General features: G+C 52.2%; 23 protein-coding genes and 3 tRNA genes. 20 read left to right on the top strand and 6 right to left on the bottom strand.

Annotated elements, in window-relative coordinates:
- Positions 1–4: 4 nt before the first annotated feature.
- Genes LH23_RS19355 through LH23_RS19345 form a run of 3 tightly spaced genes read left to right on the top strand, consistent with a single transcriptional unit; the run spans position 5 to position 5,993 of the window.
- Positions 5–1,432, top strand: coding sequence for a hypothetical protein (locus LH23_RS19355; protein WP_039294720.1), 1,428 nt, complete (start codon positions 5–7; stop codon positions 1,430–1,432).
- 39 nt (positions 1,433–1,471) lie between these two features.
- Positions 1,472–4,825, top strand: a complete 3,354-nt coding sequence (locus tag LH23_RS19350) for a methyltransferase domain-containing protein (protein ID WP_081946184.1) — start codon at positions 1,472–1,474, stop codon at positions 4,823–4,825.
- A 40-nt stretch (positions 4,826–4,865) separates the two neighbouring features.
- Positions 4,866–5,993 (top strand): DegT/DnrJ/EryC1/StrS family aminotransferase, encoded by a 1,128-nt coding sequence (locus tag LH23_RS19345; protein WP_039294714.1) that lies wholly within the window; start codon positions 4,866–4,868, stop codon positions 5,991–5,993.
- 71 nt (positions 5,994–6,064) lie between these two features.
- Here LH23_RS19345 and LH23_RS19340 read toward each other — a convergent pair whose 3' ends face one another.
- Positions 6,065–6,781 (bottom strand): class I SAM-dependent methyltransferase, encoded by a 717-nt coding sequence (locus LH23_RS19340; protein ID WP_039294711.1) that lies wholly within the window; start codon positions 6,779–6,781, stop codon positions 6,065–6,067.
- Positions 6,782–6,785: 4 nt separating this feature from the next.
- Entirely contained in the window at positions 6,786–7,742 is a 957-nt protein-coding gene (locus tag LH23_RS19335; RefSeq protein ID WP_039294708.1) for an ATP-grasp domain-containing protein, read from the bottom strand.
- 386 nt (positions 7,743–8,128) lie between these two features.
- On the opposite strand from LH23_RS19335, the gene fliA reads away from it, so the two are divergent.
- From fliA to tcyN, 6 genes are all read left to right on the top strand, one after another.
- Positions 8,129–8,848, top strand: a complete 720-nt coding sequence (fliA, locus tag LH23_RS19330; RefSeq protein ID WP_008453816.1) for an RNA polymerase sigma factor FliA — start codon at positions 8,129–8,131, stop codon at positions 8,846–8,848.
- 38 nt (positions 8,849–8,886) lie between these two features.
- Positions 8,887–9,432, top strand: coding sequence for a flagella biosynthesis regulatory protein FliZ (gene fliZ / locus LH23_RS19325; RefSeq protein WP_039294704.1), 546 nt, complete (start codon positions 8,887–8,889; stop codon positions 9,430–9,432).
- Between the two features lie 85 nt (positions 9,433–9,517).
- Positions 9,518–10,318 (top strand): cystine ABC transporter substrate-binding protein, encoded by an 801-nt coding sequence (tcyJ, locus tag LH23_RS19320; RefSeq protein ID WP_039294702.1) that lies wholly within the window; start codon positions 9,518–9,520, stop codon positions 10,316–10,318.
- A 118-nt stretch (positions 10,319–10,436) separates the two neighbouring features.
- Positions 10,437–11,423, top strand: coding sequence for a D-cysteine desulfhydrase (gene dcyD, locus LH23_RS19315; RefSeq protein ID WP_039294699.1), 987 nt, complete (start codon positions 10,437–10,439; stop codon positions 11,421–11,423).
- A 34-nt stretch (positions 11,424–11,457) separates the two neighbouring features.
- Positions 11,458–12,126: a cystine ABC transporter permease gene (gene tcyL / locus LH23_RS19310; RefSeq protein WP_039294696.1), complete on the top strand. Its 669-nt coding sequence runs from the start codon at positions 11,458–11,460 to the stop codon at positions 12,124–12,126.
- Positions 12,123–12,875, top strand: coding sequence for an L-cystine ABC transporter ATP-binding protein TcyN (gene tcyN / locus LH23_RS19305; protein WP_039294694.1), 753 nt, complete (start codon positions 12,123–12,125; stop codon positions 12,873–12,875). The genes tcyL and tcyN overlap by 4 nt, the downstream gene beginning before the upstream one ends.
- Positions 12,876–12,896: 21 nt before the next feature.
- Here the strand turns inward: tcyN and LH23_RS19300 are convergent, their stop codons facing one another.
- Complete coding sequence (locus LH23_RS19300; protein WP_039294691.1) at positions 12,897–14,258, bottom strand: CoA transferase; 1,362 nt, start codon at positions 14,256–14,258, stop codon at positions 12,897–12,899.
- Between the two features lie 153 nt (positions 14,259–14,411).
- On the opposite strand from LH23_RS19300, the gene sdiA reads away from it, so the two are divergent.
- Positions 14,412–15,134, top strand: a complete 723-nt coding sequence (sdiA, locus tag LH23_RS19295) for a transcriptional regulator SdiA (RefSeq protein ID WP_039294689.1) — start codon at positions 14,412–14,414, stop codon at positions 15,132–15,134.
- Between the two features lie 69 nt (positions 15,135–15,203).
- On the opposite strand, the gene LH23_RS19290 is transcribed toward sdiA, so the two are convergent.
- Complete coding sequence (locus LH23_RS19290) at positions 15,204–15,428, bottom strand: DUF2594 family protein (protein WP_039294686.1); 225 nt, start codon at positions 15,426–15,428, stop codon at positions 15,204–15,206.
- 481 nt (positions 15,429–15,909) lie between these two features.
- On the opposite strand from LH23_RS19290, the gene uvrY reads away from it, so the two are divergent.
- The 6 genes from uvrY (at position 15,910) to LH23_RS19260 (ending at position 19,462) form a co-directional block, all read left to right on the top strand.
- A complete protein-coding gene (uvrY, locus tag LH23_RS19285) occupies positions 15,910–16,566 on the top strand; it encodes a UvrY/SirA/GacA family response regulator transcription factor (RefSeq protein WP_008453836.1) in 657 nt (218 codons plus the stop codon).
- Positions 16,559–18,391: an excinuclease ABC subunit UvrC gene (gene uvrC, locus LH23_RS19280; RefSeq protein WP_039294683.1), complete on the top strand. Its 1,833-nt coding sequence runs from the start codon at positions 16,559–16,561 to the stop codon at positions 18,389–18,391. The genes uvrY and uvrC overlap by 8 nt, the downstream gene beginning before the upstream one ends.
- 57 nt (positions 18,392–18,448) lie before the next feature.
- Complete coding sequence (pgsA, locus tag LH23_RS19275) at positions 18,449–18,997, top strand: CDP-diacylglycerol--glycerol-3-phosphate 3-phosphatidyltransferase (protein WP_039294681.1); 549 nt, start codon at positions 18,449–18,451, stop codon at positions 18,995–18,997.
- A gap of 167 nt (positions 18,998–19,164) precedes the next feature.
- Positions 19,165–19,240 (top strand) — tRNA-Gly (locus LH23_RS19270).
- A 50-nt stretch (positions 19,241–19,290) separates the two neighbouring features.
- Positions 19,291–19,364 (top strand) — tRNA-Cys (locus tag LH23_RS19265).
- A 12-nt stretch (positions 19,365–19,376) separates the two neighbouring features.
- Positions 19,377–19,462, top strand: a tRNA-Leu gene (locus LH23_RS19260).
- A gap of 213 nt (positions 19,463–19,675) precedes the next feature.
- Here LH23_RS19260 and LH23_RS19255 read toward each other — a convergent pair.
- Entirely contained in the window at positions 19,676–20,350 is a 675-nt protein-coding gene (locus LH23_RS19255; protein ID WP_052050358.1) for a BRCT domain-containing protein, read from the bottom strand.
- 475 nt (positions 20,351–20,825) lie between these two features.
- Here LH23_RS19255 and LH23_RS19250 point away from each other — a divergent pair, with 475 nt between their 5' ends.
- The 3 genes from LH23_RS19250 to LH23_RS19240 all read left to right on the top strand — a co-directional run bounded on the left by LH23_RS19250 (position 20,826) and on the right by LH23_RS19240 (position 22,694).
- The gene (locus LH23_RS19250; protein ID WP_039294676.1) at positions 20,826–21,266 is read left to right on the top strand and encodes a lysozyme; all 441 of its coding nucleotides are present in this window, start codon (positions 20,826–20,828) and stop codon (positions 21,264–21,266) included.
- A gap of 71 nt (positions 21,267–21,337) precedes the next feature.
- On the top strand, positions 21,338–22,045 hold the full coding sequence (locus LH23_RS19245) for an alpha/beta hydrolase (protein WP_052050355.1): 708 nt from the start codon (positions 21,338–21,340) through the stop codon (positions 22,043–22,045).
- Positions 22,046–22,118: 73 nt separating this feature from the next.
- On the top strand, positions 22,119–22,694 hold the full coding sequence (locus LH23_RS19240; RefSeq protein ID WP_052050352.1) for a UPF0149 family protein: 576 nt from the start codon (positions 22,119–22,121) through the stop codon (positions 22,692–22,694).
- 42 nt (positions 22,695–22,736) lie between these two features.
- Here the strand turns inward: LH23_RS19240 and ftnA are convergent, their stop codons facing one another.
- On the bottom strand, positions 22,737–23,234 hold the full coding sequence (gene ftnA / locus LH23_RS19235; protein ID WP_039294673.1) for a non-heme ferritin: 498 nt from the start codon (positions 23,232–23,234) through the stop codon (positions 22,737–22,739).
- 350 nt (positions 23,235–23,584) lie between these two features.
- Between ftnA and LH23_RS19230 the strand changes: the two genes are divergently transcribed.
- A complete protein-coding gene (locus tag LH23_RS19230; protein ID WP_039296928.1) occupies positions 23,585–24,766 on the top strand; it encodes a NupC/NupG family nucleoside CNT transporter in 1,182 nt (393 codons plus the stop codon).
- Positions 24,767–24,769: the final 3 nt, after the last annotated feature.

The raw sequence follows: 24,769 nt of genomic DNA, 5'->3' as shown, positions 1-24,769 counted from the left end.
AGTTATGAACAGTTTCTCCCGCACTCGGGCAATGCATCAATATTATCGCGATCTGTTTACCCGAGCGATTAACCTGCCGGAAGCCGATGTTTTACCTGCGTGGCTGGTGACGGAAGTCCTGAATTTTGCCAATGCCGATTTTGCTGGCCTCGAAGACAAATTAAACCAGGCACAGACGGGGTTGAATCACGAGCAAGACAGAGCGTTAAAGCTGATGGTTGGGGCAATTATTCTGGCAAATGCGGCACTCTGCGGCCCTTCTGGAGAAAAGTCTAAGGCGATTGACGCGGAGAATGTTGAGAAAATCACGCAATGTATCGTTGAGGCACTAAAGCTCGACGGGAATAAAAACTATCTGGTTGTCGCCGTTCAGATCCTGTTCCGCATTAATGAAATAAATTCTGCCGTTTTCCTTATATCCAATAATCTTTCCGAGCTCAGTGAGTCACCCGTTGCACTAAAAATTCTCTTGCTCATCTGCCTGATGGAAGAAGATTTTAATCAGGCATATGTCATTATTCAGCAGCTTACTGAGAACATGGCGCTTATCGGGGAAGATCCTATGGCGCTGCTGATGGTCGTCACGGCTATCTACAAGCTGGGAGGCCGTCCGGACTCCTTTATCGACTTTAGCGCTTTATCTGTGACCGACGGGCAGCCTGATGCTGGCCGTTATTGCTGGTTAATTGAGCCGGCCAGTAATCATAAAACTACCGTGCTGATCGCGTGCGATCGCGCTGGTTTTACCGCTCATGGCCTGCCGTTACTGCTTTCTCTCTTCGACACCAATCGCGACGAGCTTAACGTTCATTTCCATATTTATAACTGTGATGCTGGCCTGACTCAGCAGATTGCAGGGCTTCGCGACGCGATGCCTGAACTGGCTATTTCGTTAAGCAGCGAGGCAGTGGCGCCGGGCGCGGCCGCGAATGTGCACTGTGCCAGTCGCCGGCTGGTCTTTTTATCTCATGCGCTGGAAAAAATGACCGCGCCTGTCCTGCTGCTTGAGCCGAACAGCCTCGTCAGGAAGTCGTGGACCGGGATGAAAGGGCAGTTAGAGGTCAAAGACTTACTGCTGGCCTGGGATGATACCGCGCCGTTCTGGGCGTCGATTCTGGCGACATGTCTCTATTGTGAAGGGGGCGAGCTGTCGACGAAATATCTGGCAGCCGTGGCCCGGTTTATCGATCTCAATTTACAACGCAACAATGCCGAGCGGTTCCTCGATCAAGTGGCACTGGCCGCCGTCGAAAATGAGCTTAGCGCGCTGGACAAAATGGCGATAGGCCGGGTTCAGCCGCGTACGCTCGTGGATGCTGAACATGGCGAGGATGCGTTTAGTTGGGTACTGAGTCACTCCGGGGCTGAGAGTGAGGATTATCGTCGATACAAAGCGTCGCTGTTGGAAAAGTACAGCGCGTTAATCGGTTGAGTCTGCATTTATTTCTTCAAAATAATGGATAAGCATAACGTGAGTCAGTATTACCCGGATCACCGTATTTCGCCCGTTGCTATTCAGTCTGCGGCCTGCGTCTACCATCTTACTACGGTGGAGCCTGCGCACGCGCGCGTGCTGGAAATAGGATGTGGCGAGGGAGGATGCATTACGGCCCACGCGCTGGCGTGCCCGGAAAGCCAGGTGATGGGGATTGATATTGATGAAAGCTTGATTGCCACAGGGCAGCGCCATACTCAGGCATTAGGGCTCAGCAATATTGAGCTGTTCACCGCCGGACTTGGGGATATTCTCGCCACTGAAGGCGGGCAGTTTGACTACATTGTGATTCGCGGTATTTTCTCGTTACTCGGCCGCCAGGAGCGAGAGGCACTCTTGCTCTGGTGCCGCCAAAATCTTTCTGCCTCCGGCGTTGTCTGCCTGCACTGGTATCCCTCCACTGGCGAACCTGACACCGCGGCCATTCGCGAAGCGCTTGGCTACCATGCATCCCGGGGCGCGAATGCCGATCCTGAGTCTCAGGTCAATGCTGCGCGAGGCATGCTGAGCTATCTGGCGATGACGCTACCGGAAGGGACACTTAAAGCCCAGGTTGAACAGGCTGAGAAAGAGAGCGATCTTGCCCTGACCTTGCGTTATCTCTCTCCGACCACGGCAGCCTTGTCTTTTACTGAGTTTTGCCGTCAGGTCAGCGACCTGGGATTGCGCTATGTTGGTGATGCGGTGCCTCAGTATGAGCTGCCGCGCGCTTATGGTGAAAAGGTCGCAACGCTACACGCCCTCGTCGCCGGGCAGCAGCGCATCTCCGCCCAACAATATCTTGATTTTGCGGTATCGCGTTCCGAGCGCTTCAGTCTGCTCAGTGCGACCAGAACCGAAGAACACCTCCCGGCATTGCCCGATAGTTCGTGCCTCGAATCACTTTATTGGGCGGGAAACTTTAGCCGCAAAATGAACGAGAATGGGGCGATATACAACGGCCATATTGGCGGGGATGGGCAGCAGTCTAGTAGCGAGAATCCGATCACTTTACGCATTCTGGATCTGCTGGGGGCTGCCTGGCCATTCAGCCTAAGCGTCGAACAGTTGGTCATTAACTGCCGTAAGCCGGAAGACAATACTGACGTGCGGGAGGCAGTCCTGAACGTACTGAAAGATCTTTATCTCACTCAGCCTGCCGGACTCTACTGGCGCTGTACTCCAGGGGCCTATGATCGGGCTGAAAATGACACGCTACGGCCAATTTTATCGCTGAAAAACGGCGTGTCAGAAGAGAATGCCTCACAAGTATACAGGAACCTCTGGGGCGGCGAGTTTTCTGTCACGCCTGAAGAATGGCGCTATTTGCAACACGGTTTAGCCGGTGTGGATGCCGAGGCGTGGCAGTGTTTTATGTCGCTACGTAAAAAAGGCGCGTTGATGGGGTCTCCGGTGGCCTGGAAAAAGCACTACCAGCTTTTTTTACGTACGGGGAAAACACAATTTTTGCTACCGCTGTTGAACAATTTGCTGCTGCTCAGTGTTTCGATATCGCGAGGCGGTTTGCTTAGCAAAGATGTTAATGACTTACCCCAGCGTGAATCAGAACTTGCGGAAGATACTTACGACCGGATTAATCGTTTAATTCGTGAGAAAAAGATTCAGGATGCGAAAACCTGTGCTGAGAAGCTACTGAAAGAGAACCCGGAGGATATTGCCGCGCTTCGCTGTTATTCGCGAACGCTTGTGCTGTCCAATCGTTGGGATGAAGCAAAAGAAGTGCTTTGTCGGCTGATGGGACACTATTTCTCCAGTCTGGATATTTATTACGATCTGGCGACAGGGCTACAGAAAACAAACCAACATTATTACGCGATTCTTCTCCTGCAGGGGTTGTTAAGGCTGGAAGATAAAAACGTCAATTTCTGGCATAGCCTTGCGTACTCATATTACCAGCTGGGTGAAATGTCCCTGGCGGAAAAGTGTTCTCGTGTTTCGTTGCGCTGCGACGAGGTGAAAGCGATTCACTTTGCCACGATGGGGATCATTCTCAGCGATAGCCAAAAACTTGACGAGGCCGCCTGGTTTCTTAACAAAGCGATCGCGCTGGAACCGAGTAATTTTGACTACTTTACCGCACTGCTGTTTGCAATGACCCACGACCATAAGGTAACGGCAGAACAGCTGTACCAGAAACATCTGCAATACGGTGAGACGGTAGGCGCATGGGCCGCGGCTTGTCATCTGCAACTGCCTTATCGGGGTATAAAAAATCCTGATAAAAAACTGCGCGTGGGCTTTGTTTCCGGTGATTTACGCAAGCATCCCGTAAGTCACTTCTTAGCGCCGTTCTGGGATGGGCTGGACAGAAATCATTTCGAGCTGGTGGGGTACAGCACCTCTTATGTTCATGATGAGGTCACTGAACATTTTGCGGCCGGTTCCGTGCTATGGCGGCAGGTGGACAAGTTAAGCAACCAGCAGCTTGCTGAACAAGTTTATCATGACGGGATTGATATTCTGTTTGATCTCTCGGGCCACACTTCTGACAACCGTCTGCCGGCGTTTGCGCTTCGCCCTGCACCGGTGCAAATCTCCTGGATTGGCTACCCCGGCACAACCGGTTTGAAAACGATGGATTACCGTATTGTGACCGCGACGCTCGCTGAGCCAGCCGATCTTGAACAGCAACTGACCGAAAGCATCATGTTTATTGAGATGCGTAAGTTCTTTGAGCCCGATCCGCAAAGCCCCGATATCGAACCTCTGCCGGCGCTTAAAAACGGTTACCTCACCTTCGGCAGCTTTAATCGCCCTAAAAAGATCAACGATGAAGTCCTCCGGGTGTGGGCCACTATCCTGGCACAGTCTCCTGAAGCCAAATTTGTTATCGGTTTTATGAACGATGAAAAAATGGTGGTCGAGATGACGAGGAAACTCGAGCTGCTGGGTATTGAACCGTCGCGCCTGATATTCAAGAAAAGAGCACCGCTGCTTGATTATCTGGCTTACCACAATGAAATCGACATTTTACTTGATGCATTTCCCTACTCTGGTGGCACCACCAGTAACCACGCCTGCTGGATGGGCGTGCCAACGCTGACGCTGTGCGGTGCCACAATGGCTGCCCGACAGGGTGTCGATATTATGCGCATTCATGGACTGGAAAACTTTATTGCCTACAGCGAAGAAGATTACATCCAGAAGGCGCTGAGCTGGTGCGACCGGCTGCCTGAACTGAATGAAATACGCATGACAATGCGTGAAAGAATGCCAGCGGAAACCGCGGGCGGCTTCAACGTGGCTGACACTTTTGGACGAGCGTTGCGGGAAGCATGGCGAATTTACTGTGCCGGTGAAGCACACCGTACGTTCACAGTATTGGAATAAGGCGCGGGCCGCGCCAACTGGTTTCACACCGAGGTGTACTATGAAAAATATTTTTGTCACCAGCCCTCTGCTTCCGCCTCTGGAGGAGTTTGTTCCTTACCTCGAGCAGATTTGGGGAAATAAATACCTGACCAACAACGGGCCATTTCATCAGCAGCTAGAGCAGGCGCTGGCCGATTATCTGGGCGTAAAATATCTTTCGCTGTTCTCTAATGGCACGCTGGCGCTGCTGACCGCGTTCCAGACGCTGCGGCTGAGCGGCGAAGTAATCACCACGCCTTACTCATTTGTGGCGACATCGCACAGCCTCTTGTGGAATGGCCTGACGCCGGTCTTTGCCGATATTGACCCGCAGACGTTCAATATTAATGCCGACGCGATTGAGGCGCTGATCACCCCGCAAACGACGGCCATTATGCCGGTGCACTGCTATGGCATCCCCTGCGATGTGGATAAAATTCAGCGTATCGCCGACACCTATGGCCTCAAAGTTATTTACGATGCGGCGCATGCCTTTGGCGTGAAGCAAAACGGTAGCAGCATCCTGAACTGCGGTGATTTGTCTATCCTGAGTTTCCACGCCACCAAAGTGTTTAATACTATTGAAGGCGGGGCGATTATCTGCCCGGACGCCAGAACCAAGAAACGCATTGATTACCTGAAAAACTTTGGCTTTGCCGACGAAACGACGGTAATTGCGCCGGGCATTAACGCGAAAATGAATGAGGTGCAGGCGGCGTTTGGCCTGTTGCAGCTTCAGCATATTGACGGCGCCTTAAGCGCCCGGGCCGACATTTATCAGCGCTACTGTGAAGGTCTGGCCGATATTCCTGGCCTTGAGTTTTATACCCAGAAAAGCGATTACGAGTGGAACCACGCTTACTATCCCGTGCTGATAGATGAACGCTTCCCGGTGAGCCGTGACGCGTTGTACGACGCATTAAAAGAAGAGGGGATTTATACCCGTCGCTATTTCTATCCGCTTATCAGTTCCTTCGCGATGTACCGGCATCTGCCGTCCTCCGCTGCGGAGCATTTGCCGGTAGCCAACGACCTGGCTAACAAGGTGCTGTGTTTGCCGATATTCCCGGATCTCGAAGAAGAACAGCAACTGCGTATTATCGCGGCAGTCAGGCGAATTGCTAAAGGGCAAAGCGTCGCCGCATAGCTGGGTGTCCGTGTGAAGAAAAAAGGGCTTTGTCTTGCGACAAGGCCCTTTTTACTGTGTTGCACGTGCTGTTATAGCTCGGCGATACACATCAAGCGCTCGCTGCGCTCAAGGTAGCGCTGGCCGGACAATCTAAACATGGCGTTAATCAATAACGGGTTATGAAGGCCGTGGCGTATCAGCCAGTCTTCGTGCGTTTTTTTGCCTTTGCCAACCGGGATAATGGTGACTTTGCGGGCGACTTTGCCGAGGATTTCCTGCATCTGTTCGACGGTAAAGAAGCGGATGTTAAACAGCGAGTCGGTCTCTTTTTTCACCTTAAAGTAATCAGCAAATGACTGATTATGGGCGTTATGTACCGTGACGATCATTCTGCCGCGAGTGATACGGGCCTGCTCAAGCGCCATTTTTTGGATATCTTCATCCGCAAATAGCCCCCAAAACCCATTGTGGTAACTGATATCAAAATGCTTGTCCGGGTACTGCAGTTCGAAGGCATTCATCACGGAAAAACGATCCTGCAGGGAGGGGTAAAGCTTTTTCGCAAGACTCACGGATTCTGGCGAAAAGTCTATTCCGTGGCCCTCTGCGCCACGCTTTGTCAACTGGACGATATCGCGAAAGCTACCGGCAGCAATCTCCAGAACCCGCTTTTCACGGCTTTTTCTGACCGCATCAATATAGTAGGCGTGGCGAAGATCGTTTTGGTAATGGTCGAAAATACCCTGCCATTTATTGTCCCAGTCCTCGGCCGTGGTGAGCTTTTCAGGCTCTGTTATTTGGCTCATATCTCTATCCTGTGAATGATTTCTCAGCGACGTAGTGGCGCGTAAAAACGGCATTTTGTACGACAACGGCTGGTTGTATAGGCTGGCGGGTGAAACAATGGAGATGATTGGTAATCATGTCGTAGCCTGCCATGACCGAAAATTCGACCCCAGCGGAAAAGCGGGGGTTTATGTCCATCAGGTAATCCCCGGTGGGGTGGCGCATAAATTCAATATTGATGCAGCCGTTCAGGTCGAGCAGCCTGGCAACTTCTGCCGCTTTGGCGAGCAGCCCATCATCCTGGAGGATTTCAACGGTTAATCCGGCCCCGTTCGCGGTGCGCAATAGCTCTTTGCGGGCAACGCCCACCCATTCGCCGGACTCGCGCTGCCGGACAATATCAATGACGTGAACATCTCCTGGCAGATACGGCTGGACAATCCAGTCGTTGCCGTTCAGCCGCTGACGTAGCTCAATCAGTTCGGCTTCGGTCTCCACGCGGCGAAGCCCTTCGCTGCTGCGGCCATGCCTTTGTTTGAGAATGACCGGGAAACCAAATGCAAGCTCGTGTGACTCGGCAAGTGCGACGGCAGGCAGTGGAAGAAAAATGCCGTTATGTGCAAATTGTTTACTCCAGGTCAGTTTGTCCCTGGCGAGCGTAATGGCATCCGCGGCCATCAGCGCCAGCGTGGCGGATGAACACAGTTTACCGCGGGCATCAGAAAGCGCGTCCACTTCGACATCGGTCAGCGGGATGATGGCTTCAATGCGATGTTGGTCGCAAATTGCATTGATACTTTCTATAAAAGCCTGGCTATCCGTTGCACGGGGAACCTGTACAAAATTGTCGACCAGACGAGAAGCATACACCCATTGTTCAGGATAAATATCACACCCAATGACGGTGTGGGATGCGCGTTTCAGCGCATTTATCACGGCTGGTGCAGACATTGACCCTATAGCCGTAATTAAAATGTTCATGTAAATGACCTGTCTTGTAATCTGCTTCGCCTGGCGGCAGGGGGAGCTTTCCGCAGAGAAACGACGCGTATATTTATCACTGTATGATAACCCGGCCAGAGATCAGGCCTGGAATAACAGATGATTTTATCCTTTTTTTACCGGATAGATTCTCCGGCTTAATTTCTCCGGTTTCGCTATAGTATGTGACGTTAATATTTAACAACCAATTGATACTTTTAAGTAAGCCGGAACATGATTTGCCATACTTTATGGTTAAATTTCGAGGGGTTTATTTCTTCATAACCTCCAAATAACCCCCCATTTCACCCACTATTCATCCGATTAAAACCCCTGCAGAAACGGATAATCATGCCGATAACTCAACTAACGCAGGGCTGTTTATCGTGAATTCACTGTATACCGCTGAAGGTGTAATGGATAAACACTCGCTGTGGCAGCGTTATGTACCGCTTGTGCGTCACGAAGCATTGCGCCTGCAGGTACGTCTGCCGGCGAGTGTGGAGCTCGACGATCTGCTACAGGCAGGCGGCATCGGGTTGTTGAATGCAGTCGAACGTTACGATGCCCTGCAGGGAACGGCATTTACTACCTACGCGGTGCAGCGCATCCGTGGGGCGATGCTTGATGAGTTGCGCAGCCGTGATTGGGTGCCGCGAAGCGTCAGGCGTAACGCTCGCGGTGTGGCACAGGCGATTGGTCAACTGGAGCAAGAGCTGGGGCGTAACGCTACCGAGACGGAAGTCGCGGAGCGACTGGACATCCCGCTCGAAGAGTATCGCCAGATGTTGCTCGACACCAATAACAGCCAACTCTTCTCTTATGACGAGTGGCGGGAAGAGCATGGCGATAGCATTGAACTGGTCACCGAGGAGCACCAGCAGGCAAACCCGCTACAGCAATTACTGGACAGCAATCTTCGCCAGCGCGTAATGGAAGCCATTGAGGCTTTACCGGAACGCGAACAACTGGTGCTGACGCTCTATTACCAGGAAGAGCTGAATCTCAAAGAGATTGGCGCGGTGCTTGATGTGGGTGAGTCACGGGTTAGCCAGTTGCATAGCCAGGCGATCAAGCGTTTGCGCACCAAACTGGGTAAGTTGTAGGGAGTGCCGCACAATTATCTGACGACCTGGGAATTATCATGACGGTGCAGCAGTCAAAAAGACGGCCATTAAGCCGCTATCTCAAAGATTTCAAACACACCCAGACACATTGTGCACATTGCAGTAAGCTGCTCGACCGCATCACGCTCACGCGCAGCGGGGTAATTATCAATAAAGCCACCATAGCTCAACTTGATACGCTTATTGATGAAGCTACCTGGCTTATCGAGCAGAAAGAGTGGATGGCGCTGTGTCGTTTTTGCGGTGATTTGCACTGCAAAGAACAAAACAATTACTTCGATATTATTGGCTTTAAACAGTATCTGTTTGAGCAGACTGAAATGAGCCACGGGACGATTCGTGAATACGTGGTTCGTCTGCGCCGCCTGGGGAACCATTTGAGCGAGCATAAAGTCCCGCTTCCCGCCTCGCTGCAAGGCCTGTTGGACGAGACGCTGGACGCCTGGTTGCCCCGTACCAGCACCAATAATTACCGCATCGCATTACGCAAATACTGGCAATTTCAGGTGCAGGGACATGCGATCTCGCGCCAGGAAATTAGCGCAACCTCCGATATATACTAAATTTGCATAAGTTGTAGCGGACTGGTTTTGATATATCCCGAAGCCGCCCGCTACACTACAAAAAATGTAAATAATCGGGGTAAACATGAAATTAAAAATGATGGGGCGTCAGGCGCTGATGGGCGTGCTGGCCGTTGCTCTGGTGGCCGGCGCAAGCGTGAAAACCTTCGCGGCTGAAAATCTTCTGAATAAAGTGAAAGAGCGCGGCACGCTGCTGGTGGGGCTGGAAGGCACTTATCCGCCGTTCAGTTTCCAGGGCGATGACGGCAAGCTGACCGGCTTTGAAGTTGAGTTTGCCGAACAGCTGGCTCAGCACCTGGGCGTAAAAGCCGCGCTGAAGCCGACCAAGTGGGACGGCATGCTGGCGTCTTTAGATTCTAAACGCATTGACGTGGTGATTAACCAGGTCACCATTTCCGACGAACGTAAGAAAAAATACGACTTCTCCACCCCTTACACCATTTCCGGTATTCAGGCGTTGGTGAAAAAAGGCAACGAAGGCAGCATTAAAACTGCGGCTGACCTGAAGGGCAAAAAAGTGGGCGTGGGCCTCGGGACTAACTACGAACAGTGGCTGCGTGAAAACGTGCCAGGCGTAGATATCCGTACCTACGATGATGACCCAACTAAATATCAGGATCTGCGCGTGGGCCGTATTGACGCGATTCTGGTTGACCGCCTCGCCGCGCTGGATCTGGTGAAGAAAACCAACAACACGCTGGCGGTAGCGGGGGATGCGTTCTCCCGTCAGGAAGCTGGCGTTGCCGTACGTAAAGGCAATGAAGATCTGCTGAAAGCCATCGACGCAGCCATCGCTGAGATGCAGAAAGACGGATCTCTGGCTAAGCTGTCCGATAAATGGTTCGGGGCGGACGTCACTAAGTAACCCGATATCACAGTGAAAAGGTGCTGATTTCAGCACCTTTTTTTATTTACCCCAGAGAATGAAGTCGTCTCTCTGGTGCATAATAAAACTGGATATTGATATCGGCTCAGGAGGCCCTATGTCACTGCATCACCTAACGCGTTTTCCTCGTCTGGAATTTATTGGCGCGCCGACGCCGCTGGAGTATTTGCCGCGCTTTTCGGACTATCTTGGCCGTGAAATTTATATTAAACGTGATGATGTGACGCCGATGGCGATGGGCGGCAACAAGCTGCGCAAGCTTGAGTTTTTAGCCGCAGACGCGCTGCGGGAAGGCGCTGATACGCTGGTCACTGCCGGCGCTATCCAGTCTAACCACGTGCGCCAGACGGCAGCGGTGGCGGCAAAGCTTGGGCTACATTGCGTGGCGCTGCTTGAAAACCCTATCGGGACAAAAGCCGAAAACTACCTGACCAACGGCAACCGTCTGCTGGTTGATCTGTTCAATGTTGAAGTCGAAATGTGCGAGGCGCTGAACGCCCCGGATAAGCAACTGGAAGCGGTGGCTACGCGCCTGGAAGCGCAGGGGTTCCGGCCTTATGTTATTCCGGTCGGCGGCTCTAATGCGTTAGGTGCGCTGGGGTATGTTGAAAGCGCGCTGGAAATTGCCCAGCAGTGCGAGAACGCCGTGAACCTGTCATCCGTGGTGGTTGCCTCCGGCAGCGCGGGGACGCATGCCGGTCTGGCGGTCGGCCTTGAGCAGTTGATGCCGGACGTGGAGCTGATTGGCGTCACTGTTTCCAGAACCGTGGCGCAGCAAAAACCAAAAGTTGTCGCCCTGCAGCAGGCTGTGGCGCAGTCGCTTGAGGTGAGCGCGACCAGCGAAATTATCCTCTGGGATGACTATTTCGCGCCAGGCTACGGCACGCCGAATGAAGAGGGCATGGAAGCAGTGAAGCTGCTGGCCAGGCTTGAAGGCATCCTGCTTGACCCGGTCTACACCGGCAAAGCGATGGCCGGGCTGATTGACGGCGTGGCGCAAAAAAGATTCAAGGATCAGGGGCCTATCGCCTTTATTCATACCGGCGGGGCGCCGGCGCTGTTTGCCTACCACCCGCATCTGTAAGACGCGGAGCAGGTTTTAATTATCGGGAATCACCATGCAAGAAAGTTTGCAACTGGTGCTGGATTCAGCACCGTATCTGCTTAAAGGGGCGGTTTTCACGCTCCAGCTGAGTATCGGCGGGATGTTCTTTGGCCTGATCCTCGGGTTTATGCTGGCGCTGATGCGTCTGTCGGCATTTTGGCCCTTTTCGCTGCTGTCGCGTTTTTATGTCTCCATCTTTCGCGGGACGCCGCTTATCGCCCAGCTGTTTATGATTTATTACGGGTTGCCGCAGTTTGGCATTGAGCTGGACCCGATCCCGTCGGCGATGATTGGCCTGTCGTTAAACACCGCGGCCTATGCGTCTGAAACGCTGCGGGCGGCTATTGCCTCTATTGATAAAGGCCAGTGGGAAGCGGCGGCCAGTATCGGGATGACGCGGTGGCAAACGCTGCGCCGCGCGATTCTGCCGCAGTCGGCCCGTGTGGCGCTGCCGCCGCTCGGAAACAGCTTTATCAGCCTGGTGAAGGATACTTCGCTGGCGGCGACCATTCAGGTGCCGGAGCTGTTTCGTCAGGCGCAGCTGATCACCTCCCGCACGCTGGAAGTGTTCACCATGTATCTCGCCGCATCGCTGGTCTACTGGGTGATGGCGACGGTGCTCTCCACGCTGCAGAACTATTTCGAAAACCGGCTTAATCGCCAGGACAGGGAGCCGAAATGAGCGCCATTGACGTAAAAAAACTGGTGAAAAAATTCCACGGACAGACGGTGCTGCACGGCATTGATCTGGACGTGAAGCCCGGTGAAGTGGTGGCTATTATCGGCCCGAGCGGCTCTGGAAAAACCACGCTGTTGCGCAGTATTAACCTGCTGGAAGAGCCGGACAGCGGCACGATTCAGGTGGGTGATATCACGATTGATGCCGGGCAGTCGCTGGCAAAGCAAAAAGAGAAAATTCGTGCGCTGCGCCAGCAGGTGGGGTTTGTGTTCCAGAGCTTCAATCTTTTTCCACACCGTACGGTGCTGGAAAATATTATTGAAGGCCCGGTCATCGTTAAAGGCGAGCCGAAAGCTGAAGCCATTGCTCGCGCCCGTGAACTGCTGGTGAAAGTGGGCTTAAGCGGGAAAGAGAACAGCTACCCGCGCCGCCTGTCGGGCGGGCAGCAGCAGCGGGTGGCAATTGCCCGTGCGCTGGCTATGCGACCGGAAGTTATCTTGTTCGATGAACCAACATCGGCGCTCGACCCGGAACTGGTGGGGGAAGTGCTGAATACTATCCGCCAGTTGGCTGAGGAGAAGCGCACGATGGTGATTGTGACCCATGAAATGAGTTTCGCCCGTGACGTAGCCGACCGCGCAATCTTCATGGATCAGGGCAAAATTGTGGAGCAGGGGCCGGCAAAAGCGCTTTTCGCCAGCCCACAGCAGCCGCGTACCCGGCAGTTCCTCGAGAAGTTTCTGACCCAGTAAGCCGCGTTGATGACGCCGGTTTCACTCCCAGGCGGCGTCCGCCGAGCCGAGAGGCATCGGTGGCGTCGCCCAGATAACCGGCGTGCCTGCCAGCCTCAGTGGAAATTTTAACCGGTTTCCAAGCCCAAAAGCTGACCATTCCATCCCTGACTGAAAATCATGCGGGCCGGGAGCGGCAAGCCCCGACTGAACGCCAGCCGGATGCGACATTAATAAAGCGGCCGTTCGGGCGAGCGACAGGCGTGCGCTATAGCCCTGATTTTGCACATGCCGAACATGTAGACCTTTTAGCACTGCCGCCGCGATTAGGTAACCCGTGGCGTGATCCAGTGCCTGAACGGGAAGCGGATAAGGCCGCCCGGCGTTTTTCCAGCGCATACCTGCCTCGGCTATACCGCTGGACATCTGGACCAGGCTGTCAAAACCTCTGCGATTGCGCCATGGTCCGTGCCATCCCCAGGCGTTGAGCGACACGTCTACCAGCCCCGGAGATAAAGCCTGCAGGGTTTCGGTATCAAACCCTAATGATTCGAGCGCATCCGCGCGGTAGCCGTGCACCAGGACATTCGCTTTCGCAAGCAGGATTTTAAATTTCTCCCGGCCTGCGACAGACCTGAGATCGAGCGTCGCGCATTTTTTTCCGAGAGTGACTTCCTCGACAAGCGTGGGTTCTTCCCAACCGGGTGGATCAAGGCGCAGCACCTGTGCCCCCAGCCCGGCCAAAAATCGGGTGGCAACCGGGCCGGCAATAATACGGGTGAGATCCAGCACCCGGAGGCCTGCCAGCGGGCGTGCAGGTGATAGTTTCAGCGTTGTGCGGGGCGCTTCGGCGTGGAACTGCTGCCAGAACAACGGCTCTGCCGCAACGGTTTTCCCGTGCGGATGTTTCAGCCATTCGTCGTGGGTTAGCATCGCCGCTGCACATCCACCTGCGGCAACGATCGCGGCTTCGAGTTCGATTTTACTCCACGTGGCAACGCGCTGGGCGAGAGCTGTTTTATCCTTGCTCACTCCCAGCACGCTTTCCATCGCCTGGCGATGATGTGGCGCATTTGTATGCAGGCGGATCCAGCCGTCTTGCGTGGCATAATCCCCGGCAAATTCATCCCACAGCGCGGCGGGAGCACGGTTCACGGGGAAATGGCTACCTGAAAACCAATATGAGCCCAGACGTTGATCCACATAAAGCGGTGTATCCGGGCGAGAGAGAAGTGCACGCAGTGCAAAACCCGCCGTCGCGAGGCTGGCCGTGGCGAGTTCGGTCACAGGAAAGCGCGAGCTGAGCTCCCCTCGACCCACCACGCTTACGGATGGCTGGGGCGTTTCCAGCTCGAGATCCTGGGTCATTGTAGTAAGGAGAGAAGAAAACGAAGATTTAACCATACATAGCTCCAGTAAATTTTTCCTTACATATGTAAAAACCGAAGAATTGTGGCGGAAAGACAATAAATCACATTAATTACTTTAATAAATGTGTTAGCTTATTACATTCTATTAATGAATTACTTTTTAGCGCCAGGAGAGCCGCCAGATATAATGCTGGAACGTGACTTTTTTAGCTGGCGACGGGAAGCACTCGAACTTTTCCTGTCAATTACTGAAGCCAGCGAATTACAAACTTTAGTTCAACAACAAACTCAATGTCTGGGTTTTGATTATTTTTCACTGTGTGTTCGGCATCCGGTGCCTTTCACGCGGCCTAAATTATCATTGCAGAGTTCTTACCCGCAAAAATGGCTAGAGTGGTATGTCACAGAAAACTATTTTGCTATTGACCCGGTATTGAAACAATCTAATTTCATGCGCGGTGAAATAATCTGGAGCGATGCGTTGTTTGCTGAGGCTCGTGAGCTGTGGGATGCCGCACGCGATCACGGTCTCGCAACTGGGCGGACACACTGCGTCATGGCGCCTAACCGTACGGCCGGTTTTCTTTCCGTTTCGCGCTCAAATATCCGCACGGAAATGGTTGCGGAAGATGAGCTTGGGCTGCGGCTGGACTACCTGGCTGAGCTGAGTATGGCGACGTTAAACCGCCTGGATGACCCGTCGGTTGAAATGATCGACATGAAGCTGAGTAGGCGTGAAAAAGAGATTCTCCAGTGGACGGGAGAAGGGAAAACGTCGGCAGAAATTGCGATTATCCTGTCCATTTCTGAGAACACGGTGAACTTCCATCAGAAGAATATGCAGAAGAAATTCAATGCGCCAAACAAGACGCAGATAGCCTGTTATGCGGCGGCGTTGGGGATTATCTGAACCTGGAGGGCGAGTGTTGCGTGTGGCGCTGACGGCTGGTGAACCCGGATTCAGCCAGCCGCCCTCGGCTTATTGACGGTAAGCCTGTTTAATTTGCTTAACGGTATTACTGAATACTTCGGCCTGAGTTGGGTCTTCCAGTTGAGCGATCTGCTTTTCCATTTTCAGGATAACGCGGCCCGCATCAGCCTGGCCCATAGCCTGCAGCATCAGGGTTAACAGCGTCTTCAGACAGGTAACTTCTTGTGCCAGTTCACGAGTGTGTTCGGCGGTGGAAAAATCTGGAGTGCTCATTTACTTTCCTCAATGCTTAGTTAGTACGCTGCCATTATGCACAGTGATATTCATAAGGCGGCGGAGTATACCATAACATTCATCAGAGTTATTCATGTTCGACGAATGAGAATGCGCCTGACTGTTTACGGTAATAAACAATATTGCCGGAGGTTATTCTCGGGGCACTGGGAAGAATTAAAAACAGATTGTTTCACTCTCGTTTAACTAACGTTAAATAAGGCGAGAGAATAAGGTTTTTATTCTTGATGATTGTCGCATTTTGATAATTAGCTGTTTTTTAGTCAGTGAATAATAGCGTTCGAGTCATGGGTTGAAACTTGATGTATGCCGCAGAAACAAGGTCGAAAGTAAAGATATATTCTTCTTTAATGTTAACAGAATGTGCTGACCGCAATTTGGATTTTAATGTTGCCGGAAAAACGTTAATATATGCCCAATTAGCTATCAGCAGCGTTATCCCTTTCTGGAGAATAGCCCTTTGATCAACGTTCTTCTTGTTGATGACCACGAACTGGTGCGCGCAGGGATACGACGCATTCTGGAAGAGATTAAAGGCATCAAAGTCTCGGGTGAAGTGAACTGCGGTGAGGATGCCATCAAATGGTGCCGCAGTAACCCGGTCGATGTCGTGTTAATGGATATGAATATGCCGGGGATCGGTGGCCTTGAAGCCACCCGCAAAATTGCCCGCTACTCTTCAGATATCAAAGTTATCATGTTGACTATCCACACCGAGAACCCGCTGCCTGCAAAAGTGATGCAGGCCGGCGCGGCAGGTTATTTAAGCAAGGGGGCGGCGCCTCAGGACGTGGTGAACGCCATCCGTTCCGTCAATGCGGGCCAGCGTTACATCGCTTCAGATATTGCCCAGCAGATGGCCTTAAGCCAGATAGCGCCGGAAGCGGAATCCCCGTTTGCCAGTTTGTCTGAGCGAGAATTACAGATTATGCTGATGATCACTAAAGGCCAGAAGGTCAATGAGATCTCTGAACAGCTTAATCTCAGCCCTAAAACGGTGAACAGCTACCGCTACCGCATGTTTAGTAAACTGAATATCAGCGGTGACGTGGAGCTAACGCACCTGGCTATTCGCCATGGGTTATTCAATGCGGAGACGTTAATCAGCAGTGAGTGAACCTTTTGATTCCCTGGCTTTTCTTAAGACGGTAACCAGCCAGCCCGGCGTCTACCGCATGTACGATGCCGGCGGCACAGTTATCTATGTCGGCAAAGCTAAAGACCTGAAGAAACGCCTCTCCAGCTACTTCCGCACAAATCTGTCCAGCCGTAAAACAGAGGCGCTGGTGGCGTTGATCCAGCATATTGATGTCACGGTGACCCACACGGAAACCGAGGCTCTGCTGCTCGAGCACAACTACATCAAGCTTTATCAGCCGCGTTACAACGTGTTGCTGCGAGACGATAAATCCTATCCCTTTATCTTCCTGAGCGCCGACAGCCATCCACGACTGGCGATGCACCGCGGCGCGAAGCACGCGAAGGGCGAATACTTTGGTCCGTTTCCTAATGGCTATGCGGTGCGAGAAACTCTGGCGCTGCTGCAGAAGGTCTTTCCGGTTCGCCAGTGTGAAAACAGCGTCTACCGTAACCGCTCTCGGCCTTGCCTTCAGTATCAGATCGGGCGTTGCCTTGGTCCCTGCGTTTCAGGTCTGGTCACCGAAGAGGACTATGCCCGGCAGGTGGACTATGTTCGCCTGTTTTTAGCGGGGAAAGACGATCAGGTGCTGACGCAGCTTATTTCCCGCATGGAAGCAGCGAGCAAAAATCTTGAATTTGAAGAGGCCGCGAGGATCCGCGATCAAATTCAGGCGGTCCGACGTATTACCGAAAAACAGTTTGTCTCCAACACTGGCGACGATCTGGATGTTATTGGCGTCTCCTTTGATGCAGGCATGGCTTGCGTGCACGTCTTGTTCATTCGCCAGGGCAAAGTTCTTGGCAGCCGCAGCTACTTCCCGAAAGTGCCGGCAGGCACCGAACTTAGCGAAGTGGTGGAGACGTTTGTCGGGCAGTTCTACCTGCAGGGCAGCCAGATGCGCACGCTGCCGTCTGAAATTCTGCTCGACTTCGCGCTGGCGGACAAATCGCTGCTGGCGGACTCGTTGAGTGAGCTGGCCGGCCGTAAAGTGAATGTCCAGACCAAACCTCGCGGTGACCGGGCGCGTTACCTGAAGCTGGCCCGTACTAACGCGGCAACGGCGTTGGTGACAAAACTTTCTCAGCAGTCCACCATTCATCAGCGCCTGAAAGCGCTGGCCGAAGTGTTAAACCTTCCGGAAGTGAAACGGATGGAGTGTTTTGATATCAGCCATACGATGGGGGAGCAAACCGTCGCTTCCTGCGTCGTTTTCGACAGCAACGGCCCGCTTCGGGCGGAATACCGTCGCTACAATATTACCGGTATCACGCCGGGCGATGATTATGCCGCGATGAATCAGGTGCTGCGCCGTCGCTATGGTAAAGCAATAGAAGAAAGTAAAATCCCTGACGTGATCCTGATCGACGGCGGGAAGGGGCAGCTGGGGCAGGCGAAGGCGGTGTTTGCTGAACTGGATGTGCCCTGGGATAAGCATCATCCTTTATTGCTTGGCGTGGCTAAAGGCAGTGACCGCAAAGCCGGGCTGGAAACATTGTTCTTTGAACCGGAAGGTGAAGGGTTCTCTTTGCCGCCTGATTCTCCGGCGCTGCATGTGATCCAGCACATCCGCGATGATTCCCACGATCACGCGATCTCCGGCCACCGTAAAAAACGGGCGAAGGTGAAAAGTACCAGTTCGCTGGAGACGATTGAAGGCATCGGGCCAAAGCGCCGTCAGATGCTGCTGAAGTATATGGGCGGATTGCAACCGTTAATCAATGCCTCTATTGAGGAGATCGCAAAAGTGCCGGGCATCTCGCAGGCATTGGCAGAAAAGATCTACTACTCGTTGAAACATTAAGGGCTCTGTAGCAACATAGAGACAATTTCCACTTATGACAGATAGTTAACTGGCACTATGCGATTCAATATCCCAACACTGCTCACGCTGTTTCGTGTCATCCTTATCCCGTTCTTTGTGCTGGCGTTTTATCTGCCGTTCAACTGGGCTCCTTTCCTTTGTGCTTTCATTTTTTGGCTGGCGGCCATCACCGACTGGTTTGACGGTTTTCTGGCGCGTCGCTGGAACCAGAGCACCCGTTTTGGCGCATTCCTCGATCCGGTTGCCGATAAGGTGATGGTGGTTGTGGCGCTGGTGCTGGTGGCGGAACACTATCATGCCTGGTGGGTGACCCTGCCTGCGGCCACGATGATCGCCCGTGAAATTATTATTTCGGCACTGCGTGAATGGATGGCGGAAATCGGCAAACGCAGCCGCGTGGCGGTTTCCTGGATAGGCAAAACCAAAACGATGGCGCAAATGCTGGCGCTTATCGGCATGCTGTGGCGGCCAAATATGTGGATTGAGTACACAGGTATCGCGCTTTTCTTCGTTGCGGCGGTGCTGACGTTCTGGTCAATGTTCCAATATTTAGCTGCTGCGCGGGGCGATTTGCTCGAACCGTGATCTATCCGGCGCAAAATTCAGCAAACGATTCGTAGTGTTAGAAAATTTCATTGACTCATTGCGTCAGGTAAGTAGAATGCAACGCATCGAAAGGCAGCAAGGTTTGCCGGAAGATAATAAAATCAAGTGATTAGCTTAATAGCCACCAACAGTCACTTGTACAAAAAGCGGGAATAGCTCAGTTGGTAGAGCACGACCTTGCCAAGGTCGGGGTCGCGAGTTCGAGTCTCGTTTCCCGCTCCAAATTCAGGTAATAGAGTTTCTGTTACCGCCTGAAAAGGCAAAAAGATTTTGGCGCGTTAGCAAAGCGGTTATGTAGCGGATTGCAAATCCGTCTAGTCCGGTTCGACTCCGGAACGCGCCTCCAATTTCTTCCCGAGCCCGGATGGTGAAATCGGTAGACACAAGGGATTTAAAATCCCTCGGCCTTTGGCTATGCGGGTTCAAGTCCCGCTCCGGGTACCATGGGAATAAAAAGAATAAAATCAATGATAAGCAGTGTCGTGTAAACCACCTTCGGGTGGTTTTTTATTGCCTGCGATTTGGCACTGTTCCCACCCTGGCAAACAGCGCACGCCGCAAGGGTTGCGGCGTTGTCGTTGATAGCCTGAAAAGATGCTCGCTGATCGCCGTTTTACCCTGAAATATTGATTACGTGAGAGCATCGCCAGGCGCCATTCAGGAAAAATTCTTCCATTGCTCTTCGCTAATGATTTTTAGCGGGATTCCTTTTTCATCTCTGTAAGAGACGGCTTTTTCTATCTTTCGGCCGTGCGCTTTGTATCGCCAGTCCCGGGAGCTCAATGTCCCAATAATCAGATAGTCGAGTTTTTGAGTGATATTACTGATGACATTCGCCCCCTTAAGACGAAGTTCTGCTTCACACAAGCTTCGCTTACCATAAATAAACTCACCCGTAAGGCAAACGGTAGCACCTGCGAAATCTATAGTATCGATATTATCAACCGGCAATTGCGTTGACAGGCCATCTACAATACCAGATGCTAAATCACATCCCGTAAATGAAATAAGGGCCTGCTTGAGTAATTCACGTTCATCTTCTGTGATAACCCCATCAGCCAAAATATCTTCTATAAGGCTATACAGCGCTTTGCCGGGATAGTTATTTTTAAGCGCACCATTGACGGAGAGAAACCATCTTAAATACTTTATCTCGGCATCATTGAGCTGGTGGTTCGCCAGCATCCCTTTGCACAGCCCTTCGAGCAGGTGTCGGTCTGATTCAATTGAATCCAGGTTGAGGTGGGGAAGGTCGATGAGCTCCTTCTGAATCTTAAGCAAGTCCGCTTTAAGCGACTTGATTTCTGAGGGCTCAATCACGCCATCGGCCAATATGTCCGCAATTCTACGACGGATGGCTTTTACGCAATGGTTATCACTGATTTATTCTGACTCAAGTAACCAGGTATCTATACTCGTCATACTTCAAGCCGCAGGTGCGTTAGCTGCACCCGCTCACCTCAGTCACATAGTTAGCTATGCTCCTGAGGATTCCCGGTCTTGCCGCCTTCCTGCAACTCGAATTATCTAGAGTATAAATAGAGCATTTCTTTTTGAAAGAAGTGGCCATCACTAAGCAGACCATCAATAATGCTAATTAAATTAGCGAATGCCTTGTCCCGGTTTTTAAAGTAATTAAATCGAGAATACTCACTCATGTTTATTTCCTCCCTGGATATTAACTGTCATTGGTATTTTACTGGCGTGATTATATCAGGAGCATTTTTGGTTATTCCTTGATGAATCACAACATATTGCTGTTCACTGGCTCATATGCTTACGGCATTAATCATGAGGAAATAAACAAATGAAACTGAGCCAGGAAGGTTTTGCTTTGCTAAAAAAATTTGAAGGTTGTGAACTCTCGGCGTATCAGGATTCTGTTGGAGTCTGGACGATAGGCTATGGCTGGACACAGCCAGTTGAAGGCCGACCGGTCGCTGCCGGAATGGTCATTACTCAGGACGTAGCCGACAGCCAGTTGGGCAGCGGTATCGTGCAGTATGAAAAGGAGGTGTCGGGACTGTTAAAAGTCGATGTGAACCAAAATCAGTTCGATGCCCTGGTTGATTTTGCCTATAACCTTGGCCCCAGGGCCCTGAAAGGTTCTACGCTGCTGAAAAAGCTCAACGCAGGTGATTATGCGGGCGCGGCAGATGAGTTTTCAAAGTGGAACAGAGCTGGCGGTAAGGTTCTAAAAGGGCTGGTTGCGCGCCGGGCCGCAGAGCATACGCTCTTTTTGTCATAAAACGTTGGGGCTTACTTAGGAATGATAAAGATGCGATGCTAACTCATCGACTAATATCGCACCAGGCAGCCATGAACACTTTCTCCCGACACCCATTTGATGTCGCTTTTCAGGGCCGCATGCTCAAGGCTGACAGTATTTTTGCCAGTAAAGGTCACATTCTGATGATCCACGGTGGTTCAAAAGACCGCGAGGCGGGTCTTCGCTACCGGCACTTAATGGCGGAGCTGGGCTTTGGCAGCACGGCTTTTGATTGCATCGGCCACGGGGAAACTGGTGGAGATCTTTCTCACTCCTCTTTAATCAGCCGCACCGGGCAGGCGCTGGCGGTTGCCGAACATTTAGGTCCTCAGTTGACTGGCTGCATGGGCGTCAGCATGGGGGCGTACAACGCTTTGCACCTGAGTAAATCCGTGCCTTTGCATTCCCTTATCCTGATGGTGCCGGGCGTGTATCACCCTTCGGCTTACCGGGTAAACTTCGGGCCTGAATTTTCCGCCATTATCCGCCAGCCGCGAAGCTGGGCCGAAAGCGACGCCTGGCAGACTGTGGCTGAATTTGGCGGTAATGTCCTGGTCATCGCCGCGGCAGAAGACCGGGTGATCCCGGCAGAGATCCCACCGCGGCTTTATGATTCGGCGTCGGGGCAGGGCAAACATGCTTTGCTGACAGTGCCGGGTGCTGACCACAACAGCGTCTGGCAGGCGCTGCAGCACACCCCGTCGCTCTACGACAAAACCTGTCAATTATTGGTGGAATGCCTGACAAAAGCGGAATGAAAATGACTCGTCGCGCGCAGAACGGGTACACTACGCAAAATTTTATTCAAAACGCGAGACGAGGAAGCCAAAAATGTCCCAGGGACCGCTGAACGAAGACGAAATTATCTGGCTGGATGACATCCTGCTGAAATATGGCACGGCGCATTCGGTGATTGATGTGGCTGAGCTGGACGGGCTACTCACGGCGCTATTGTCGGGGCCAGCTGTGACCGAACCTGCCACCGTGCTGCGGGCGGTATGGGGTGGCGATGTTGAGCCAGAATGGGAAAGCAAAGAAGAGCTGACGCGCTTTAGCGTACTGGTTTTCCAGCATATGAACGACATTGCCGAACGCCTTGCAGAGTATCCGGGGCAGTTTGAGCCTCTGTTTGGTACCAGCGAAGTGGATAACCGCGAAATCACCATCGTGGAAGAGTGGTGCTACGGCTACATGCGCGGTGTGTCACTGGAAAGCTGGCCTGCGCTGCCGGCAGAACTTCAGCCAGAGCTGGACGCCATTGCCCTGCATGGACTGGAAGAGAATGAAGCGAAGTTTGAGAGCCTGACGCCGGAAGCATTTCTGGCGAGCATTGAGGCGATTAAACCTGCGGCACTGGCGCTATACGGGTACTGGCACAGCCAGCGAAACGGCGGGGCGCTGCACTAAAATAAAAATAGCAGGCCGCAATGGCCTGCTATTTCACGGCAATTAAGCCTGAGCGTCCAGGGTAGCCAGCTCTTTATCGACAAAGTAAAGGCCTTCGCCGCTTTTGCCTACCAGACTGAGTTTATCCAGCACGGATTTAAACAGTTTTTCTTCTTCATGCTGCTCGGCAACATACCACTGCAGGAAATTAAAGGTTGGATAATCCTGAGAGGTCATCGCGGAATGCGCCAGCGCATTAATCTGGCGAGTAATTAGCTGCTCGTGCTCGTAGGTGGCTTTAAATAACTCGTCCAGTGACGCGTATTCTAAATACGGGGACTGAATGGCGTTAATACGCGGCATGCTTCCGGTATCATTTAAATAAGCAAACAGGCGCTGCATGTGCTCCATCTCTTCCTGAGCGTGGCGGCGCAGGAACGCGGCGGCCCCTTCGAAGCTGTGATAGCTGCACCAGGCGCTCATCTGCTGGTAAAGCAGGGAGGAGTAGAGTTCAAGGTTCATCTGCTCGTTCAGTTTTTCAATCATTTCCGTCTTCAGCATCACAGGCTCCATATTTTTTGAGGGACGTTAATATGGCGCTACTTTAATTATTAATTTTCCATAATGCAAAGAAATTGTTAATTATATTAGTGTAATGAGAATGGTTGTTACTATTATTTTATTTGTGACAAAATGAATTAATAATGAGAATTAATCTTGTTCCGCTTCGCTATTTTATTGCCAAATAAGGTGTCATGAATTAGTCATATTTAGCCGCGCAAAATGGTAACCATGCTAAGAGTAAGTTTATGTTGTCATTGGAAAATCTTATGGCTAAATATTCTTATGGCCGCCATTTACCTGACGCAAGAGCTGTGGCTAAATACGTTTCTTTCAAAATTAGACTGCACATGAACATTCTTCATTTTCTTCTCGCACTTTTTGTCATCATGGGACTGGCGTGGCTGGTGAGCTTCGATCGTAAAACCATCCGCATCCGCTATTTGTTACAACTTGTCGTTATTGAAGGCCTGCTGGCGTTCTTCTTCCTACACTCCGACAGCGGGTTGTGGGTGATTAACGGCGTGTCCGGTTTCTTTGGCCATCTTCTGACCTTCGCCGGGCAGGGCAGCGACTTCGTCTTTGGCGGCATGAGCAAAGCGGGTCTGGCCTTTATCTTCCTCGGTGTACTGTGCCCGATAATCTTTATTTCGGCGCTGATCGGTATCCTGCAGCACTTCCGCATTCTGCCGATCATTATTCGCATCGTCGGCACATTGCTTTCTAAAGTGAACGGCCTGGGCAAGCTGGAATCATTCAACGCCGTGAGCTCGTTGATTCTGGGCCAGTCTGAAAACTTCATCGCCTACAAAGGTGTGCTGGGCGACCTTAGCTCTCGCCGCCTGTTCACCATGGCCGCAACGGCGATGTCCACGGTTTCGCTCTCCATCGTCGGGGCTTATATGACGATGCTGGAGCCGAAGTATGTGGTCGCGGCACTGATCCTGAATATGTTCAGCACGTTTATTATCCTGTCGATCATTAACCCGACCCGCCCTGGCGCTGAGCCAGAAATCAAGCTTGAGAAGCTGCACGAATCTCAAAGCTTCTTTGAAATGCTGGGGGAATACATCCTCGCAGGTTTCAAAGTGGCGATGATTATTCTGGCGATGCTGATTGGTTTTATCGCGCTTATCAGCGCCATTAATGCGCTGTTCGCCACCGTCTTCGGCCTGAGCTTCCAGCAAATTCTGGGCTACGTTTTCTATCCGTTTGCCTGGCTGGTGGGTATTCCTCAGGCGGATGCGCTGAAAGCGGCCGGGATCATGGCGACCAAGCTGGTGGCGAACGAATTTGTGGCGATGATCGAGCTGCAGAAGATCATGGCGACGCTGTCGCCGCGCGGGCTGGGGATCCTGTCGGTCTTCCTGGTGTCGTTCGCTAACTTTGCTTCCATCGGCATTGTGGCCGGGGCTATCAAAGGGCTGAACGAAAAGCAGGGGAACGTGGTTTCTCGCTTTGGCCTGCGCCTGGTGTACGGCGCGACGCTGGTCAGCCTGCTGTCGGCGGCGTTTGCCGGGCTGGTACTGTAAAAA

This window comes from Cedecea neteri (assembly GCF_000758305.1).
GTDB lineage: Bacteria > Pseudomonadota > Gammaproteobacteria > Enterobacterales > Enterobacteriaceae > Cedecea > Cedecea neteri_C.
This window is presented reverse-complemented; position numbering and strand designations above follow the sequence as displayed.